Below are 17,398 nucleotides of genomic sequence, written 5' to 3' on the forward strand. Positions count from 1 at the left end.
GGCGGGCACGCCGATGGTCTGCACGGTGCGCAGGCCCGCGCGCGTCAGCGTGTTGGCGAGATCGGAGGCGCCGGTGTAGTCGTCGGCGATGCAACCCAACGCAAGTGTCACGATTTCACTCCCGCATAGGGCTTGAACCAGGCGAGACCGTCGGTGGTCTTGCCGCGCGGATTGTATTCGCAGCCGACGAAGCCGGCATAGCCGAGCCGGTCGAGCTCTTCGAACAGGAATGGATAGTTCAGCTCCTCGCCGTCAGGCTCGTTGCGCGAGGGAATGCTGGCGACCTGGATATGGCCGATGATCGGCATCATCTCGCGCAGGCCCATGGTCACGTCGCCATGGATGATCTGGCAGTGATAGATGTCGAACTGGAGCTTCAAGTTGGGCAATCGCAGCTCCTGGATCAAATCGCGCGCGAAGCCGAAATCGTTGAGGAAGTAGCCGGGCACGTTGCGCGGATTGATCGGCTCGAGCACGATGTCGATGCCGTGGGCTGCGAAGAACTCCGCGGCCCATGCCACCGATTTGTAGAAGGCCTCGATCGCGAGGCGTTCGCCGCGGTTTGCGATGCCCGCCATCAAATGCAGCCGCTTCACGCCGGTGGCCCTGGCGTAGGGCAGCGCCGTCTCCAGGCTCGCCTTGAGATCATTGAAGCGTGAGGGAAGCGCCGCAAAACCTTTCTCACCCGCGTTCCAGTCGCCCGGCGGCAAATTGAACAGCGCCTGCGTCAGGCCGTTGCGCTTCAGCCGCTCGCTCACCGCTTCCACCGGATGCTCATAGGGAAAGAGAAATTCAACGGCGGTGAATCCGGCCTGCGCGGCCGCATCAAAGCGATCGAGGAACGGCACCTCGGTGAACATCATCGAGAGGTTGGCGGCGAAACGGGGCATTGGAAATCCTCTTTTACTTGTCGCCGGGAAGCTTGACGCCGGTGACCTGCGCATACATGCGCGCCACCGACGCGTCGTCATCGCGGCCCATGCCGGCGGCTGAGGTCATCAGGAACATCTGCAGCGCTGCGGCCGAGACCGGCACCGGAAATCTGGCGCTGCGCGCCATGTCCTGGATGATGCCGAGGTCCTTCACGAAAATCTCGACGGCACTGCGCGGCGTGTAGTCCCCATCGAGCACGTGCGGCATGCGGTTCTCGAACATCCAGGAATTGCCCGCGGATGCGGTGATCACCTCATAGACCTTGCGGATGTCGAGGCCTTGCTTGGCCGCAAACGCCATCGCCTCCGAGGCAGCCGCGATGTGGACGCCGGCAAGCAGCTGGTTGATCATCTTGAACGCAGCGCCCTGCCCTGCGGCATCGCCGAGCTCGTAGAGCTTGGCCGCCATGGCGTCGAGCGCGGAGCGCGCCTTGGCGAAGGCGGCCGCACTGCCGGAGGCGAGGATCGTCAGCTCACCTTGCGCCGCACGCTGCGCGCCGCCGGAGATCGGCGCATCCAGATAGTGCCGGCCGGTCGCTTCCAATTGCTTGGCGAGACGCCGCGCGACGTCAGGATCCATGGTGGCGGAGGAAATGAAGACGCTGTCCTTTGGCAGGGTTTCGGCGACGCCGTCCTTGCCGAACAGGATCGTCTCGGTCTGCGCCGCATTGACGACGACGCTGACAACGATGTCGGCGCCCTTGGCCGCCTCGGCCGGCGTCGCGGCTCCGGCCCCGCCATCCTTGACGAAACGCGCAACCGCATCAGCAGAAACGTCGCAGCCGGTCACCGTGTGGCCGGCCCGCTTCAGCGAGGTCGCCATGCCATATCCCATCGAGCCGAGCCCGATGACGGCGATGCGCTGGTTTTGTGTCGTGGAGGCGGACATGCAACTAACCCTTGCGAACGTTTCCCGGTGGGCCGCCTTTGCGGCGGCTCGTGATCTCGAATAACACGGCTTGGCCGCGCTGCCAAAGCGTGAGACAAGCAGGCATGACGGCCATGAATACCGAAACGAGCATTGAAACAAGGCTGCGCGAGGATATCTGCCGGTTCGGACGGTCCCTGTTCGAGCGCGGCCTGACGCCGGGCTCATCAGGCAATATCAGTGTCCGACTGGATGGCGGCGGCTGGCTGGTGACGCCGACCAATGCCTCCCTCGGCTTCCTCGATCCGGCAAAGCTGTCGCGGCTGGACGAGCAGGGCCGGCTGGTTTCGGGCGACGCGCCGACCAAGGAAGTTCCGCTGCACACCGCGCTCTACGACACGCGCGGAAGCGCGCGGGCGATCGTGCATCTGCACTCCACGCATTCGGTCGCGCTCTCGATGCTGCCGGAGATCGATCCACGCGCCGCGCTGCCGCCGATGACGGCCTATTACCTCATGAAATGCGGCGCCACCGCGCTCGTGCCCTATTACCGCCCCGGCGATCCTGCGGTGGCCGATGCGATCAAGGGGCTGGCCGGGAAATATTCATCCGTATTGCTCGCCAATCACGGCCCTGTCGTCGCCGGCGACACGCTGGAAGCGGCCGTGTTCGCGACGGAGGAAATGGAGGAAACGGCGAAGCTGTATCTGCTGCTGCGCGGGTTGAACCCGCGGTATTTATCGCCGGAGCAGGTGAAGGATCTGGTGCAGGTGTTCGGGGTGACTTTGCCGGAGCACGGGCATTAGAGCCCAGCTCTCTCCTCGTCATTGCGAGCGCAGCGAAGCAATCCAGAGTCTTTCCGCGGAGGGATTCTGGATTGCTTCGCTGCGCTCGCAGTGACCGGTGGAGCTACAGCCCCAGATACGCCTTGCGCACGTCCGGATTGCCCTTGATCTCCGCCGAGGGCCCCTGCATCAGCACGCGGCCGGTCTGCAGGATGTAGGCGCGGTCGGCGATCTCCAGGCATTCGGCCATGCGCTGCTCGACGATCAGGACGGTCATGCCGGAATCCCGGATCAGCTTCACCGCCTGAAAAATCTCGTCGACCAGTTTGGGCATGATGCCCTGCGAGGGTTCGTCCAGCATCAACAGCCGCGGTCGTGTCATCAAGGCGCGGCCAATGGCGAGCATCTGCTGTTCGCCGCCGGAGAGCGTTTCGGCGCGCTGCTCGAGCCGCTCGGACAGACGCGGAAACAGCTTGAAGACGAGATCGAGCGGTTCTTCGCGGTTGACCTCGCCGCGATAGAGATAGCTGCCGAGGCGCAGATTGTCGCGCACGGACAGACGCGGGAACAGGCGGCGGTTCTCCGGCACATAGGCGATGCCAGCGGCCGTGATGTGATGCTGCGCCATGCCGTTGAGCAGCTTGCCGTCGAAGGTCACGGTGCCCGAGCGCGGACGCTCGGCGCCGGCGATGGATTTGAGCAGCGTCGACTTGCCGGCACCGTTGGCCCCGGCGACACAGACGATCTCGCCCTTGCTGACCTCGATACTGACCGCGGAGATCGCGACCAGGCCCTGATAGGCGGTCGTGATTTCATGCACCGACAGCATGACGATCTCCCAGATATGCCTTGATCACCTTGGGATCGCGCACGACCTCAGAGGGCTTGCCTTCGACCAGGACCTTGCCGAGGTCGAGCACGATAGCGCGATCGACCAGCGGCATCACGATCTCCATGACATGCTCGACCATCAACACCGTGATGCCGGCATCGCGCACCTTGCGCACCAGTGCCACGCCGGTTTGCGCCTCGGTCGGCGTCAGGCCGGTGAGCACTTCGTCGAGCAGCAGCAGCTTTGGCTCGGTCGCGAGCGCGCGGGCGACTTCGAGACGGCGCTTCTCGGCCGGCACGAGATCGCTCGCGAGCACGTCGGCGCGCGCGGCAAGGCCGGTGAACTCCAGCACCTGGTGCGCCTTGCGGCGCGCCTCGCGCATCACCGTGTTGCGGACGAGCGCACCGACAATGACGTTGTCGATCACGGTCATGGTCTCAAAACTCTTGACCACCTGGAAGGTGCGACCCACCCCGCGCTGGCAGCGCTCGGCCGCCGGCAGATTGGTGACGTCCTCGCCATCGAACCAGATCGAGCCCTGCGTCGGCGGCAGAACGCCGGCGATGAGATTGAACAACGTCGACTTGCCGGCGCCGTTGGGACCGATCAGGCCGACGATCTCGCCGCGACCGACCGAGATCGAGACATCGCTGTTGGCGACGAGGCCGCCGAACCGCTGCCAGACGCCGCGGGTTTCAAGGAGCGCGGTCATCGCGTGGCTCCTTTCGTTTTCGAACGAGAGAGCAGGCTCACAAGTCCCTGCGGCAGCGCCAGCGATATCAAGACGATCAGCGTGCCGTAGACGATGAGATCCACGCCGCGGCCGGAGCCGCCGATATAGGAGCGCGTCAGCTCCGTCATCGGGATCAGGATGGCCGCGCCAAGCACCGGCCCCCAGAGGGTGCCAATGCCGCCGAGCACAGCCGGCAGCGCCATCAGCAGCGAGAACTGGAAGCCCATCACGCTTTCAGGATCGATATAGGCGAGGAACTGCGCATAGAAGGCGCCGCCGATGGCGACGAGGAACGCGGAGACCGCGGCCGCACCCATCTTTGAATTGAACACGACGACGCCCAGGCTCTCGGCGGCTTCCGGATTGTCTTTTACCGCGCGCCACCAGAAGCCCCATTTGGAGTCCTCCAGCCACCAGGTGACGAACCAGGCGATGCAGCACAGCGCCAGCGCGAAATAGAAATACGGCAGCTTGCTGCGCATGAACTGGAATTTCAGCCAGCTGTCGCCACGTACCGGAATGGTGATCCCCATCGCAGCGCCCGCCCATTCCCAGTTCTGGAACAGCAGGAGCCCGATCTCGGCGATGACGATGGTCGCGATCACGAAGTAATGGCCGCGGAGGCGAAAGAAGGGATAGCCGAGCCCCATCGCGATAACAGCCGCGATCCCGCCGCCCGCCAGCATGCCGAACCAGGGCAACACGCCGAACTTGGTGAACAGCAGTTCGGTGGTGTAGGCGCCGATGCCGAAATAGAGCGCGTGGCCCAGCGAGATCTGTCCGCAATAGCCGGAGAGGATGTTCCAGCTCTGCGACAGCGCCGCATACATCAAGGTCAGGACCAGGATGTTCTGGACATAGACGTTCTTGACGAACAGCGGCGCGAGCGCGGCAAGCGCGGCCAGCACCGCGGCAATGATGAGATCGCGGCGGCGCCGCGCGGAAAAATTCTTGTCCATCACATCGACCCGAACAGGCCACGCGGCCGAATGAAGACGACGAGCAGGTATACGGCGTAGATGCCGACCGATTTCAGCGACGGCGGCAGCATCAGGGCAGTGACCGCTTCAACCAGGCCGACAATGATGCCGCCGGCAAAGGCGCCGAACACACTGCCGAAGCCACCGAGCGCCACCGTGACATAGGCGATCAGCGCAAAGGACGCGCCCACGTCGGGGTAGATATAGAAGAACACCGCCATGATCGCGCCGGCGAGACCGACCAGCGCAGCGCCAAGGCCCCAGCCGAACGCGAATACGCGGTTCTTGTCGATGCCGACCAGTGCGACCGCACCGGGATCTTCACGCGTAGCCTCCAGCGCGCGGCCGAAATCGGTGCGATGGATGAAGAAGTAAAGGCCGGCAAAGGCGGCGATCGAGACCAGCGCACCGACCAGCTGCGGCTCCGGCAGGAAGATGCCCGCAACCGAGACGGTTTTGCCGCCGAGCCAGGATTGCGGAATGCTGCGATAATCCGGCGTGAAGAACAGCTGGGCCAGTCCGCGCATGACGATGGCGAGACCGAAGGTGGTGAAGATCTGCACCATGCCGGCATTGGTCTTGGCCCGCATCGCGAACCGTACGATCAGCAGGTAGATCACCGCGCCGAACACGAACATCGCAGCCGCGACCAGCGGTGCCGAGAGCAAGGGATCGATGGCGAAAAACGCGAACAGGAAGAAGGACGCGTACATCGCGATCATCAGGAACTCGCCATGGGCGAAGTTCGTAACGTCCATCAGGCCGAAGATCAGCGCGAGGCCGACGGCGATCAGTCCGTAGAGCAGGCCCATCAACAGGCCGCTCGCGAGACTTTGGACAATGGTTTCGACTGTCAGCAACTTGTCCCCCAGAAAAAGCCCTCACCCCGAGGGGCGACATCGAACGCGCATTGCAAAGGACAGGCGTGCCCTCGTCTTAGCCGACGCAGCCCTCCGCCTCACTCCGCATGACCAGGATCGGAAGCTATCGTGCGAGCTTCCGATTCCATCCTCACTTCATCGGCCAGACAGCTTCGGCTACCGCCGCCTGCGCCGGGAAGATGGTAACGAACTTGCCGCCGATATATTGCAGCAGCACCGGATCGGCGTCGTTGTTCTGGCCCATGTCGTCGAACTTGACCCGCTTCCAGGGCATGATGGTCTGCTCGCCCGGAATGTCGGTTGCGGCCATCGCGTCGCGAATCTTCTCGCCGTCAGTCGACTTGGCGCGGTTGATGGCATCCGCAATCACGATCATCGCCATGAATTGCCGCGAGGTGTTGTCGTTGAGATCCTTGCCCGATTTCGCCTTGAACAGATCGTTGATCTTGCCGACCATCGGCCGCTTGGCGGCGAGATCGAGCGAGAAGCTGCCGCGGGTGATGGCGCCCTCGAGCTTGTCGCCGACGGCATCGTAAAGCGCCTTTTCGGAGAAGCCGGCCGCCTGGGCCAGGATCGCGTTCGGCTTGTAGCCGAGCTCGGCCATGGTCTTGACCAGCAGGATGCCGTCCGTGGTGTAGCTCGAAGGCAGCAACACGTCGGCATTGGCGGCCTTGAGCTGCTGGACTTCAGCCGACAGCGACGGCGAGTTGGCGCGGTACTTGATGTCGGCGACGATCTTGTAGCCGCGCTCGGTTGCGAGCTTGGTCTGGGCGTTGGCGGAGTCGGTGCCGAAGATCGTGTCCTCGTGGAACAGTGCCAGCGTATCGGCCTTGACGCCCTTCTTTTTCATCGAGTCGAGGAAGTCGAACATCGCCGCCGAGAACATCTCGTCATGCGGCGAAGCGCGGAAATAGTACTTCAGCCCGCGGCGATGCAGGCTGGGCGAGGAATTGTCCGCCGACAGGAACGGGACCTGGTAGCGCTCGCAGATCTGGCTGACCGTGACCGCGACCGCGCTCTGATAGGAGCCGAGCACCGCGCAGACCTTCTCCTGGGTGATCAGTCGCTCGGCTTCGGCGCGTCCCTTTTGCGGGTCGCCCTGGTGGTCGGCGTACACCATGCGGATCTTGGCACCACCGAGACCCGGCAAGCCGACGCCCTTTGCCAGCGGAAGGACGAAATCCTGATCGTTGTTGATGATGTCGATTGCGGTCTCGAACGCCCGCTGCGCATCGACACCGACCTGGGCGCCGGCGCCCGACAGGGGATAGGTCGCGCCGATCACCACCTCGGACGTTTGCGCGCGTGCGGCTAGCGGCAGCAGTGCGGCAGCGGCGGTGGCTCCGAGCAGAACGTCGCGGCGAGTGATCGTCATTGGCTAAGTCCCCTGTTATTCGCGCGTATCGAATGAAACGATTGGCAAACTGCGTAAAGCCCGAAGAAGCAGCAAACGCTGCCTACTAAATCACGGCCATGTTCCTGTTCTTCAGATCCGTCACCAGCATCAAGCCGGGCGAATGGGTGATTGCGAAAGGTAGCTTGGCGGCGTTGATCACCGATTGCGGCGTCACGCCGCAGGCCCAGAACACCGGAATCTCGTCATCGGCAACAGGTACGGGATCACCATAGTCAGGCTTGGCGATATCCTTGATGCCGATCAAATGCGGATGGCCGAGATGCACGGGCGCGCCGTGCACGGCCGGATAGCGCGAGGTGATCTGCACCGCGCGGATCGCATCGGCCGGCTTGAACGGACGCATCGAGACCACCATCGGGCCGGCGAACGGCCCTGCTTCGCCACAGGCGATGTTGGTGCGGTACATCGGAACGCGCACGTTCTCTTCGATATGACGGATCGGCATGCCCTCGTCGAGCAGCGCCTCTTCGAACGAGAACGAGCAGCCGAGCACGAAGGTCACGAGATCGTCGCGCCAATAGCTGGTGACATCGGTAGGCTCGTCCACGACTTCGCCGTCACGCCAGACACGGTAGCGCGGCACGTCGGTGCGGATGTCGAGATCGGCGCCAAGCGCGGGGATATAGGGGCTGCCGACATCAGACATGCCGATGATCGGGCACGGTTTCGGATTGAGCTGGCAGAAGCGGTGGAAGGCGCTGGCGTATTCGGCGGGAAGGATCGCCAGATTGCCCTGGACGAAGCCGGGGGCGACCCCTGCGGTGGATCCGACCTGGCCGCCGCGATAGGCCAGCCGCGCCTGGCGGCTCGGGAGCGTGTCGGGCGTTTCAGTTTGCTGCGCTGCCACCAAAACAGTCATTTCATCGACCTGCCTATGAACTCGACAAGCCTAGCCAACATCAAGCATACTATAAAGTCTAATCGTCCTTTTTAATCGATATCGATAAAATGAATTTATCGATTGGGAAAATCCTTTCAATGCTGGACTTCAGGTCGATCGAAACCTTCCTCTGGGTTGTGAAGCTCGGCAGCTTCCGCGGCGCCGCGGCGCGGCTCAATACCACCCAGCCGGCGATCTCCCAGCGCATCGCCCAGCTCGAACGCGAGATGGGCGTGAAGCTCCTGAACCGCGATCATCGCGTGGCCTCGCCGACCCCGAGCGGCCGGCAGATGATGGTCTACGCCGAGAAGCTGATCGGCTTGCGCGCCGCCATGATGGCCGAGATCGGCGATCGCTCTGCCATGCGCGGCGTGATGCGGCTCGGTGTCGCCGAGACCATCGTGCACACCTGGCTGCCGCGGCTGGTAAAGAGCGTCAACGAGATCTATCCGAACCTGTCGCTGGAGATCGAGGTTGACATCACGCCGAACCTCACCGCGCGATTGCTCGCGCAAGAGATCGAGCTGGCTTTCGTGGTCGGGCCGCTGTCGGCCTCGGGCGTGCACAACCGCATGCTCGCCGACTATCCGATCGGCTTTCTCGCCAGCCCGTCACTCGGGCTTGGCCACGGGCCTGTCACGCTCGCCGATCTCGCGCGGTTTCCGATCATCACCTTCCCGCGCAAGACCAGGCCCTACGAGGTGGTACGCGAGGTGTTCGACCGGCCCGACTTGCCGCCGATCCGTCTTCACGCCTCCGCCTCGCTCGCCACCGTGATCCACATGGCGGTGGAAGGCCTCGGCATCGCCGTGATCCCCGACGCCATCGTCGAGAACGAGCTCGCCGACGGCCGGCTGCAATTGCTCGACACCGACCTTCAGATCGCACCGCTGACATTCACGGCGAGCTGGCTCGCCTCCCCCGACGTCGTCGCAGTGCAGCGCGTCGCCGAGCTTGCATGTCAGATTGCGCAGAGCAGCCTCGCGGTTGACGCGCCCGCGCTGGCGCGTCATTGAAAAAGGCGCCGGACCACCTTTCCCGTCATTCCGGGATGGTGCGCAAGCACCCGACCCGGAATCTCGAGATTCTCGGGTGCGCGAGAGCGCACCAGAGTTCGCCTTCGGCGCCCCGGAATGACAGCGAATAATGGAAGAGACGCATGAGCCGAGCCGCGACCAACCTTCAAATCGATTCCGCCCGCCTTTGGGGCTCCATCCACGAGACCGCGCAATTCGGCGCAACGTCCAAAGGTGGTGTGCGGCGGCTGACGCTCAGCCGCGAAGACAAGCAGGTTCGCGACTGGTTCCGAAAGGCTTGCGAAGACGCCGGGCTTGAGGTTCACACCGATGCGCTCGGCTCGCAATTCGGCCTGCGCAAGGGCCGCGACATGTCGAAGCTGCCCGTCGGCATCGGCTCGCATCTCGACACCCAGCCGACCGGCGGCAAGTATGACGGCATTCTGGGAACGCTCGGCGCGCTCGAGGTGATCCGCACGCTGAACGACGCCGGTATCGAGACCGAAGCGCCGATCTGCATCGTCAACTGGACCAATGAAGAAGGCTCGCGCTTCGCACCGGCAATGATGGCGTCCGCCGCTTACGTCGGCGATTTCACCACCGACGATATCCTGTCGCGCAAGGACATCGACGGCACCACCGTCGGCCAGGCGCTCGACAGCATCGGCTACCGCGGCGACAAGCCGGTCGGCTTCCTGAAACTCGGCTGCTTTGTCGAGCTGCACATCGAGCAGGGACCAATCCTCGAAGCCGAGGGCAAGACCATCGGCGTGGTCGATTCCGGCCAGGGCGTGCTGTGGTACGACGGCAAGATTTCCGGCTTCGAGAGCCATGCGGGATCGACCCCGATGCCGCTGCGGCGCGATGCGCTGGCGACTCTGTCGGAGATCGTGCTGGCAATGGAGGCCATCGCGAAGAAGCACGGACCAAACGCCGTCGGCACCATCGGCGAAGCCGTGATCGCAAAGCCCTCGCGCAACGTCATTCCCGGCGAGATCGCCTTCACCATGGATTGCCGCAGCGCCGATGGCGCGATCATGGATGCGCTCGATCGGGACTTACGCGCCGCCATCGCCGAGATCGCTGCACGCCGCAAAGTCGAGGTCAAGATCGACCTGGTCTGGCGCAAGGCACCGACGCATTTTGATCCGAAGCTGATAGCGGCGGTCGAGAATGCCGCCAAGACGCTCGGCTACTCCTCCCGCCGCATTACCTCCGGTGCCGGCCACGACGCCTGCAACCTCAACACCATCATGCCGGCAGCGATGGTCTTCGTCCCCTGCAAGGACGGCGTCAGCCACAACGAGCTGGAAGACGCCACGCAGCCCGACTGCGCCGCGGGCACCAACGTGCTGATGCACACCGTGCTGGCGGTTGCCGGCGTCGCATCCTGATCGGAGATAGACATGCGCGGAGTTTTCGTCGACGCCAATGAGGCGCTCGCCGTCATCATGGAGCGGCTGGAGAAGCCCGGTGATCCCAAGGTTCGCATCCACAGGGATCCCGACATCAAGCCCGGGCAATATCCTGAGATCCTCGACGGCGCCGAGATCGCGATTGTCGACCACACGGCGCTTCCGACCGAGGTTGCGAAGAAGTGCACGGGGCTGAAGCACGTCGTATTCCTTGGCACCGGCGCACGCAGCTACATGAACCCGGAGGAGCTCGCCGAGCTCGGCATCTCCGTGCATCTGATTAAGGGTTATGGCGACACGGCGGTTGCCGAATCCGCGATCGCACTGATGTGGGCCTCGGCCCGTGTCATCGCGATGATGGACCGCGAGATGCGGGCCGGAAACTGGCTGCGCGAGGACGGCATGCAGCTCACCGGCAAGACGCTCGGCCTGATCGGGTTCGGCGGCATCGCGGCGGAGGTCGCACGGATCGCGTCCGGCAGCGGCATGAAGGTGATCGCCTGGAACCGCTCGCCGAAGAGCCATCCGGGCGTCGAGTTCACCGATCTCGACACGCTGCTGGCGCGGAGCGACGTCGTGTCGCTGCATCTGCTGCTCAACGACGAGACGCGCGGCATGATCACCCGCGAGAAGATCGCCAAGATGAAGCCGGGCGTGGTCTTCATCAACACCGCGCGCGCCGCCATCGTCGACGAGCAGGCCATGATCGATGCTTTGAACTCGGGCCATATCCGGCATGCCGGCTTAGATGTCTTCAACATCGAGCCGCTGCCAGCGAATCATCCGCTGACGAAGATTCCGAACGTGACGCTGTCGGCGCATTCGGCCTTTCGCACACCGGAAGCGAGCGAGAACCTGATCGAGGCGGCGTGGGTCCATTGCCGCCGGATCGTGAATTCGTAGGGTGGGTTAGCCTGCAGATGCGCAGGGCGCATCTGCTAGGCGTAACCCACCTCCTTGGTTTCCTCGGAGACGGAAGTGGTGGGTTACGCTTTCGGTTAACCCACCCTACGCCCCCATCAAATCGTGAAGGGACAAGAGCAACAACAATGGCCGACTATCGCACGATCAAAGCAGAGCCGCTCACCAATGCCATCCGCGCCATCGTCAAGGCCGGCGGCTCCTCGGACCGCGAAGCCGAGCTCGTGTCGACCAACTTGGTCGAAGCCAATCTCAAAGGGCACGATTCGCACGGCGTCGGCATGATCCCGCGCTATGTCCAGAGCGTCGTCAATGGCGGCCTCGCCGTGAACGCGCACGTCAAGATCGTGCTCGACACCGGACCGCTCCTCACCCTCGACGGCCTCACCGGCTACGGCCAGGTGATCGGCCATGAAGCGATGGAGCTCGCGGCCGCGCGCGCCAAGCAGAACGGCGTGTGTCTCGTCGGCCTCTCCAACGCGCACCATATCGGCCGCATCGGCCACTGGGCCGAGCAGTGCATCGACCACGGGCTGGTCTCGATCCACTTCGTCAACGTGATCTCGCGCCCGATCGTGGCGCCCTGGGGCGGCAGCGATGCGCGCCACGGCACCAACCCGTTCTGCGTCGGCATTCCCCGCAGGGGTAAGGAGCCGGTCGTGCTCGACTTCGCCACCAGCCGGATCGCACAGGGCAAGACCCGGGTCGCCCACAACAAGGGCGCCGAGCTCGAGCCCGGCACCATCATCGATCATGACGGCAAGCCGACCGTCAATCCGCGCTACACCGTGATCCCGCCATACGGCGCCATCCTGCCATTCGGCGAACACAAGGGTTCGGGGCTCGCGCTGGTGTGCGAAATCCTTGGCGGTGCGCTCTCCGGCGGACAGGTGGTCAAGGGCCCGTCAGACGGCAAGTACAACGTCATCAACGGCATGCTCTCGATCGTGATCGATCCGGCCAAGCTCGGCACCGCGGAGAATCTTGCACGCGAGGTCGAAAGCTTCGTCGCCTGGCACACCGGCTCGCCTCCCGGCCCCGGTGTCGACAAGGTCAAGATCGCCGGTGAACCCGAACGCGAGACCAAGAAGAAGCGGCTCGCGGAAGGCATTCCGGTCGATCCGACGACCTGGCACGAGATTATCGAGGCCGGAAAGAAGTTCGGGCTGGACCAGGCGGCGATCGAGAAGATCGCGGGCTAGCTACGACCGAAGCAGATGCTCAATCCTAGGGTGGGTTAGTCGTGCAGAGGCGCGAAGCGCATTTGCGCGGCGTAAGCCACCCCTGTTCGTATCCACGGAAACAGAAGAGGTGGGTTACGCCCAACGGACCACGCTTCGCACGGCCGCAGGGGCTAACCCACCCTACGCAATGTTCCCCCGCCCTAATCCACCATATCCGCAACCGCCTTGCCGCAAGCCGTGGTATCGGCATTGCCGCCGAGATCCTTGGTGCGCAGCGTACGTTCTGCCAGCGTGCGCTCGATCGCCTCGACGATCGATTTGCCGGCTTCCTTCTCGCCGAGATGCTCGAACATCATCGCACCGGACCAGATCATGCCGATCGGGTTGGCGATGCCCTGCCCCGCGATGTCGGGCGCCGAGCCGTGCACCGGCTCGAACACCGAGGGGAAATTGCCTTCAGGGTTGATGTTGCCCGACGGCGCGATGCCGATGGTTCCGGTGCAGGCCGGGCCGAGATCGGAGAGGATGTCGCCGAACAGGTTGGAGCCGACCACGACGTCGAACCAATCAGGGTGCAGCACGAAATTCGCGGTGAGAATGTCGATGTGGTACTTGTCCCATTTCACGGACGGATACTTCTTGGCCATCGCCTCCACGCGCTCGTCCCAATAGGGCATGGTGATGGAGATGCCGTTCGACTTGGTCGCCGAGGTCAGATGCTTCTTCGGACGCGACTGGGCGAGCTCGAAGGCGAATTTCAGGATGCGGTCGACGCCGGTGCGGGTCATCACCGTCTGCTGCGTCACGAACTCGCGGTCGGTGTCGGGGAACATGCGGCCGCCGACCGAGGAATATTCGCCCTCGGTGTTCTCGCGCACCACCCAGAAATCGATGTCGCCGGGCTTGCGGCCAGCCAGCGGCGACGGCACGCCGGGCATCAGCCGCACCGGGCGCAAATTCACATATTGGTCGAACTCGCGGCGGAACTTGATCAGCGAGCCCCACAGCGAGACGTGATCCGGAATCTTCGCCGGCCAGCCGACCGCACCGAAATAGATCGCGTCGTGCTTGCCGATCTTCTCCTTCCAGTCGTCAGGCATCATCTGGCCGTGCTTCTCGTAATAGTCGTAAGACGAGAAGTCGAAATGATCGAAATGCAAGGACACGCCGTGCTTTTTGGCCGCTGCCTCCAGAACGCGCAGGCCCTCGGGCATCACTTCCTTGCCGATGCCGTCGCCGGGAATGACCGCGATGCGGTAATGTTTCTTGCTCATCGAGAACGTCCTTGGTTGGTCCGGCAGCCGCCGTCGTTTTGACCGCACTGCAATGGACCAAAGTCGGCAGCAGTGCAACGCTGCACTGCAATGTTGACCGTGGCGCAACCGAGCGCCTACTGATTTCATCCCGTATCCATTCTGCGAGTAGCTCCCATGGATCTGCATCTGCGTGGCAAGCGCGTCCTGATCACAGGCGCGTCCAAGGGCATTGGCGCCGCCGCCGCCGAGGCGTTTGCCGAGGAAGGCGCAAACCTCCTGCTCGCCGCCCGCAGCGGCGATCAGCTCAAGGCGCTGGCCGACCGCCTGCGCTCCGCGCATCAGATCGATGCCGCGACGAGTGTCGTGGATCTGCGCAAGGAAGAGGACGTGGCGCGGCTCGCCAAGGACGCCGCCGATATCGACGTGCTCGTCAATAATGCCGGCGATATCCCCGGCGGCTCGATCGACAAGATCGATGAAGCGACCTGGCGCCACGCCTGGGATTTGAAGGTGTTCGGCTACATCAACCTGACGCGGCAGGTCTATGCGCAGATGAAGGCCAAAGGCGGCGGCGTCATCGTCAACGACATCGGCGCTGCCGGCGAAAAGTTCGACGCCAATTACATCTGCGGCAGCGCCGGCAATGCCGCGCTGATGGCCTTCACCCGGGCGCTCGGAAGCAAGAGCCTTGCCGACAATATCCGAGTGGTCGGCATCAATCCCGGTCCCGTCGGCACCGATCGCCACGTCAGCTTGCTCAAGACCCGCGCAAAACACCAGTTCGGCGATGAGAGCCGCTACAAGGAATTCCAGAAAGGCCTGCCGCTCGGCCGCCCCGCGCATGCGCGCGAGATCGGCGACCTCATGGCGTTCCTGGCATCGGATCGCGCCGGCTATACGTCCGGCGTGATCTATACGGTGGACGGCGGCATCAGCGCCGGCTGGGGTTAGATTTCTCCGTCATTGCGAGCGCAGCGGCTTGTCCGCCGAAGCCTTTGGCGAAGGCGGAAGCAATCCAGAAATGCATCGGCGGCGACAGACTGGATTGCTTCGGTACGCTCGCAAAGACGTACGATAAGCACAGGAGTAAGCACTTGTCTCAAGACCTGATCCGCGAAACCGCGTGCACCGTCGTCGACATCTTGCGCTCCGGCGACGTCTCTCCGCTCGAGCTGCTGGAGGTGCTGGAGAAGCGCGTCAAGGATGTCGACGGCAAGGTGAACGCGTTGCCGATACTGTGCTTCGATCGCGCGCGGACGCACGCGAAGGCGCTGATGCAGAAGCCGGCCGGTGCGCGCGGGCTGCTGGCGGGGCTGCCGGTGCCGATCAAGGACCTGACCGATGTCGCAGGCGTGCTGAACACGCAGGGCTCGCCGATCTTCAAGGACAACATCCCAGCCAAGTCCGACCTCATGGTCGAGAACCTCGAAGCCAATGGCGCGGTGGTCTACGCAAAATCCAACACGCCGGAGTTCGGCGCCGGCGCCAACACCTTCAACGACGTGTTCGGCGCGACGCTCAATCCCTGGGACACGACGAAATCGGCGGCGGGCTCGTCAGGCGGCGCGGCCGTGGCGCTCGCCACCGGCATGGCGTGGCTCGCAGAAGGTTCCGACATGGGCGGCTCCTTGCGCAGCCCGGCGGCTTTCTGCGGCGTTGTCGGCATGCGGCCGAGCATCGGCCGCGTCGCGCATACGCCCAAGTCGGCCATCAACCGCAATCTCGGCGTGGTCGGCCCGATGGCGCGCAACGTCGAGGATCTCGCGCTGCTGTTAGATGCCATGAGCGGCGACTATGCGGAGGATCCGCTCTCGCTGCCGGCACCCACAACCTCGTTCCTGTCGGCGGCGCAGTCGCCCAAAAAGCCGAAACGCATCGCCTATTCGCCCGATCTCGGCATCACACCCGTCGATCCCGAAGTGAAGGCGATCACGCGCAAGGCGGCCGAACGCTTCGCGGAGGCCGGCGCCATCGTCGAGGAGGCGCATCCGGACTGGCGCGAGGCGCATGAATGCTTCCACGTGCTGCGCGCCTTCGATTTCGCCATGACCAAGGCCAATCTGCTGCGCACCAAGCGCGACCTGCTCAAGCCCGAGGTGATCTGGAACATCGAGGAGGGCCTCAAGCTCACGGTCGATCAGCTCGCCCGCGCCGAAGCCCAGCGTGTCGGCATGACCGCGCGCGCGATCGAGTTCTTCAAGACCTACGATCTGCTGCTGACGCCGACCACGATCGTGCCGCCCTTCCCGATCGAGCACCGCTATGTCGCCGAATGCGGCGGCAAGCGGTTCGAGAATTACATCCAGTGGCTCGGCATCGTCTACGCCATCACGCTCGCCTGCTGCCCGTCGCTGTCGCTGCCCTGCGGCTTCACCGCCTCGGGCTTACCGGTGGGTGTCCAGGTCGTCGGCGCACCGCGCGCGGATGCGAAGGTGATCGCCGGCGCGAAGGTGCTGGAGGACATTTTGGGCGTGCGCGGGCAGACGCCGATCGATCCCAGGGTGAAGTAGCCGCTCTCGTGCCCCCGACGCAGCGCAGCGCTCGCGCGCTGCACCTTGTCCGGGACACGAGAAGCCTCACCTTCCCCTCGCCTCCAGGCTGCGGCTGTAGCGCGACATCGCGAAGCAAAAGACGAAATAGATCGCTGCAACGAAAATGTAGACCTCGACCGAAAACTGCTGCCAGGCCGGATCGATGATCGCGGTCTTGGCGGTCGTCAGCAGATCGAAGATGCCGATGATCAGCACCAGGCTGGTGTCCTTGAAGAACGCGATGAAGGTGTTGACCAGCGGCGGGATGACATGGCGGATCGCCTGAGGCAGCACGACCAGGCGATGTTTGCGCCAGTAGGACAGCCCGAGCGCGTCGGCCGCTTCATATTGCCCGCGTGGCACGGCCTGGAGACCGCCGCGGATCACTTCGGCAAGATAGGCCCCTGCGAACAGGATGATCGCGATCTGCGCGCGCAGCAGCTTGTCGATGTTGAACCCCGCGGGCATGAACAGCGGAAACATCACGCTCGCCATGAACAGCAGGCTGACCAGCGGCACGCCGCGGATCAGCTCGACATACAGCACCGAGAGCGAACGGATCGCCGGCAGCTTTGAGCGCCGGCCGAGCGCGACCAGAATGCCGAGCGGGAAGCCGAACGCCAATCCGAACGTCGCCAGGATCAGCGTCACCGGCAAGCCGCCCCAGCGATCCTGCGAGACGAACGACAGTCCGAACAGGCCGCCCCACATCAGCACGCTGATCACCATGAGCGCGCCGATCCAGAGATAGACCAGCTCGCGCCGCC

Annotated in this window: 18 protein-coding genes; 7 read left to right on the forward strand and 11 right to left on the reverse strand. The window is 63.9% G+C overall.

The genetic code is table 11. From position 1 onward, the window contains the following. The 3 genes from AOQ71_RS45415 to ltnD all read right to left on the reverse strand — a co-directional run. A partial coding sequence (locus AOQ71_RS45415) for a four-carbon acid sugar kinase family protein (protein WP_245317207.1) occupies positions 1-111 on the reverse strand: 111 nt, incomplete at its 3' end. Next, on the reverse strand, positions 108-890 hold the full coding sequence (gene otnI, locus AOQ71_RS27185; RefSeq protein WP_057753146.1) for a 2-oxo-tetronate isomerase: 783 nt from the start codon (positions 888-890) through the stop codon (positions 108-110). The genes AOQ71_RS45415 and otnI, both read right to left, overlap by 4 nt. A gap of 13 nt (positions 891-903) precedes the next feature. Beyond that, positions 904-2,028: an L-threonate dehydrogenase gene (gene ltnD / locus AOQ71_RS27190; protein WP_283809617.1), complete on the reverse strand. Its 1,125-nt coding sequence runs from the start codon at positions 2,026-2,028 to the stop codon at positions 904-906. Here ltnD and otnC point away from each other — a divergent pair. Further along, complete coding sequence (gene otnC / locus AOQ71_RS27195) at positions 1,926-2,606, forward strand: 3-oxo-tetronate 4-phosphate decarboxylase (RefSeq protein WP_057753148.1); 681 nt, start codon at positions 1,926-1,928, stop codon at positions 2,604-2,606. The genes ltnD and otnC overlap by 103 nt on opposite strands. A gap of 103 nt (positions 2,607-2,709) precedes the next feature. Here the strand turns inward: otnC and AOQ71_RS27200 are convergent, their stop codons facing one another. From AOQ71_RS27200 to AOQ71_RS27225, 6 genes are all read right to left on the reverse strand, one after another. Beyond that, on the reverse strand, positions 2,710-3,414 hold the full coding sequence (locus AOQ71_RS27200; protein ID WP_057753149.1) for an ABC transporter ATP-binding protein: 705 nt from the start codon (positions 3,412-3,414) through the stop codon (positions 2,710-2,712). Next, entirely contained in the window at positions 3,398-4,129 is a 732-nt protein-coding gene (locus AOQ71_RS27205; protein ID WP_057753151.1) for an ABC transporter ATP-binding protein, read from the reverse strand. The genes AOQ71_RS27200 and AOQ71_RS27205 overlap by 17 nt, the downstream gene beginning before the upstream one ends. Then, positions 4,126-5,109 carry a branched-chain amino acid ABC transporter permease gene (locus tag AOQ71_RS27210; RefSeq protein ID WP_057753153.1) on the reverse strand — a complete coding sequence of 328 codons (984 nt, stop codon included), beginning with the start codon at positions 5,107-5,109 and terminating at the stop codon, positions 4,126-4,128. Before AOQ71_RS27210 ends, AOQ71_RS27205 begins: the two co-directional genes overlap by 4 nt. Further along, the gene (locus tag AOQ71_RS27215) at positions 5,109-5,987 is read right to left on the reverse strand and encodes a branched-chain amino acid ABC transporter permease (RefSeq protein ID WP_057753786.1); all 879 of its coding nucleotides are present in this window, start codon (positions 5,985-5,987) and stop codon (positions 5,109-5,111) included. The genes AOQ71_RS27210 and AOQ71_RS27215 overlap by 1 nt, the downstream gene beginning before the upstream one ends. Positions 5,988-6,141: 154 nt before the next feature. Beyond that, positions 6,142-7,386, reverse strand: coding sequence for an ABC transporter substrate-binding protein (locus AOQ71_RS27220; RefSeq protein ID WP_057753155.1), 1,245 nt, complete (start codon positions 7,384-7,386; stop codon positions 6,142-6,144). Between the two features lie 85 nt (positions 7,387-7,471). Beyond that, positions 7,472-8,287: a putative hydro-lyase gene (locus AOQ71_RS27225; protein WP_057753157.1), complete on the reverse strand. Its 816-nt coding sequence runs from the start codon at positions 8,285-8,287 to the stop codon at positions 7,472-7,474. A gap of 119 nt (positions 8,288-8,406) precedes the next feature. Here AOQ71_RS27225 and AOQ71_RS27230 point away from each other — a divergent pair, with 119 nt between their 5' ends. The 4 genes from AOQ71_RS27230 (at position 8,407) to AOQ71_RS27245 (ending at position 12,862) form a co-directional block, all read left to right on the forward strand. Further along, entirely contained in the window at positions 8,407-9,324 is a 918-nt protein-coding gene (locus AOQ71_RS27230; protein WP_057753159.1) for a LysR family transcriptional regulator, read from the forward strand. 143 nt (positions 9,325-9,467) lie between these two features. After that, positions 9,468-10,718, forward strand: a complete 1,251-nt coding sequence (locus AOQ71_RS27235; RefSeq protein WP_057753161.1) for a Zn-dependent hydrolase — start codon at positions 9,468-9,470, stop codon at positions 10,716-10,718. A 12-nt stretch (positions 10,719-10,730) separates the two neighbouring features. Then, positions 10,731-11,642, forward strand: coding sequence for an NAD(P)-dependent oxidoreductase (locus AOQ71_RS27240; protein WP_057753163.1), 912 nt, complete (start codon positions 10,731-10,733; stop codon positions 11,640-11,642). A gap of 146 nt (positions 11,643-11,788) precedes the next feature. Beyond that, complete coding sequence (locus tag AOQ71_RS27245) at positions 11,789-12,862, forward strand: malate/lactate/ureidoglycolate dehydrogenase (RefSeq protein WP_057753165.1); 1,074 nt, start codon at positions 11,789-11,791, stop codon at positions 12,860-12,862. Between the two features lie 182 nt (positions 12,863-13,044). On the opposite strand, the gene AOQ71_RS27250 is transcribed toward AOQ71_RS27245, so the two are convergent. Continuing rightward, positions 13,045-14,118 carry a tartrate dehydrogenase gene (locus AOQ71_RS27250; protein WP_057753167.1) on the reverse strand — a complete coding sequence of 358 codons (1,074 nt, stop codon included), beginning with the start codon at positions 14,116-14,118 and terminating at the stop codon, positions 13,045-13,047. 156 nt (positions 14,119-14,274) lie between these two features. On the opposite strand from AOQ71_RS27250, the gene AOQ71_RS27255 reads away from it, so the two are divergent. Both AOQ71_RS27255 and AOQ71_RS27260 read left to right on the forward strand, forming a co-directional pair. Then, on the forward strand, positions 14,275-15,051 hold the full coding sequence (locus AOQ71_RS27255) for an SDR family oxidoreductase (protein ID WP_057753169.1): 777 nt from the start codon (positions 14,275-14,277) through the stop codon (positions 15,049-15,051). A gap of 143 nt (positions 15,052-15,194) precedes the next feature. Next, entirely contained in the window at positions 15,195-16,610 is a 1,416-nt protein-coding gene (locus AOQ71_RS27260) for an amidase (RefSeq protein WP_057753788.1), read from the forward strand. A 66-nt stretch (positions 16,611-16,676) separates the two neighbouring features. On the opposite strand, the gene AOQ71_RS48610 is transcribed toward AOQ71_RS27260, so the two are convergent. After that, positions 16,677-17,398 (reverse strand): amino acid ABC transporter permease (locus tag AOQ71_RS48610; RefSeq protein ID WP_245317176.1); only part of this gene is annotated, 722 nt, incomplete at its 5' end.

The organism is Bradyrhizobium manausense (assembly GCF_001440035.1).
GTDB lineage: Bacteria > Pseudomonadota > Alphaproteobacteria > Rhizobiales > Xanthobacteraceae > Bradyrhizobium > Bradyrhizobium manausense.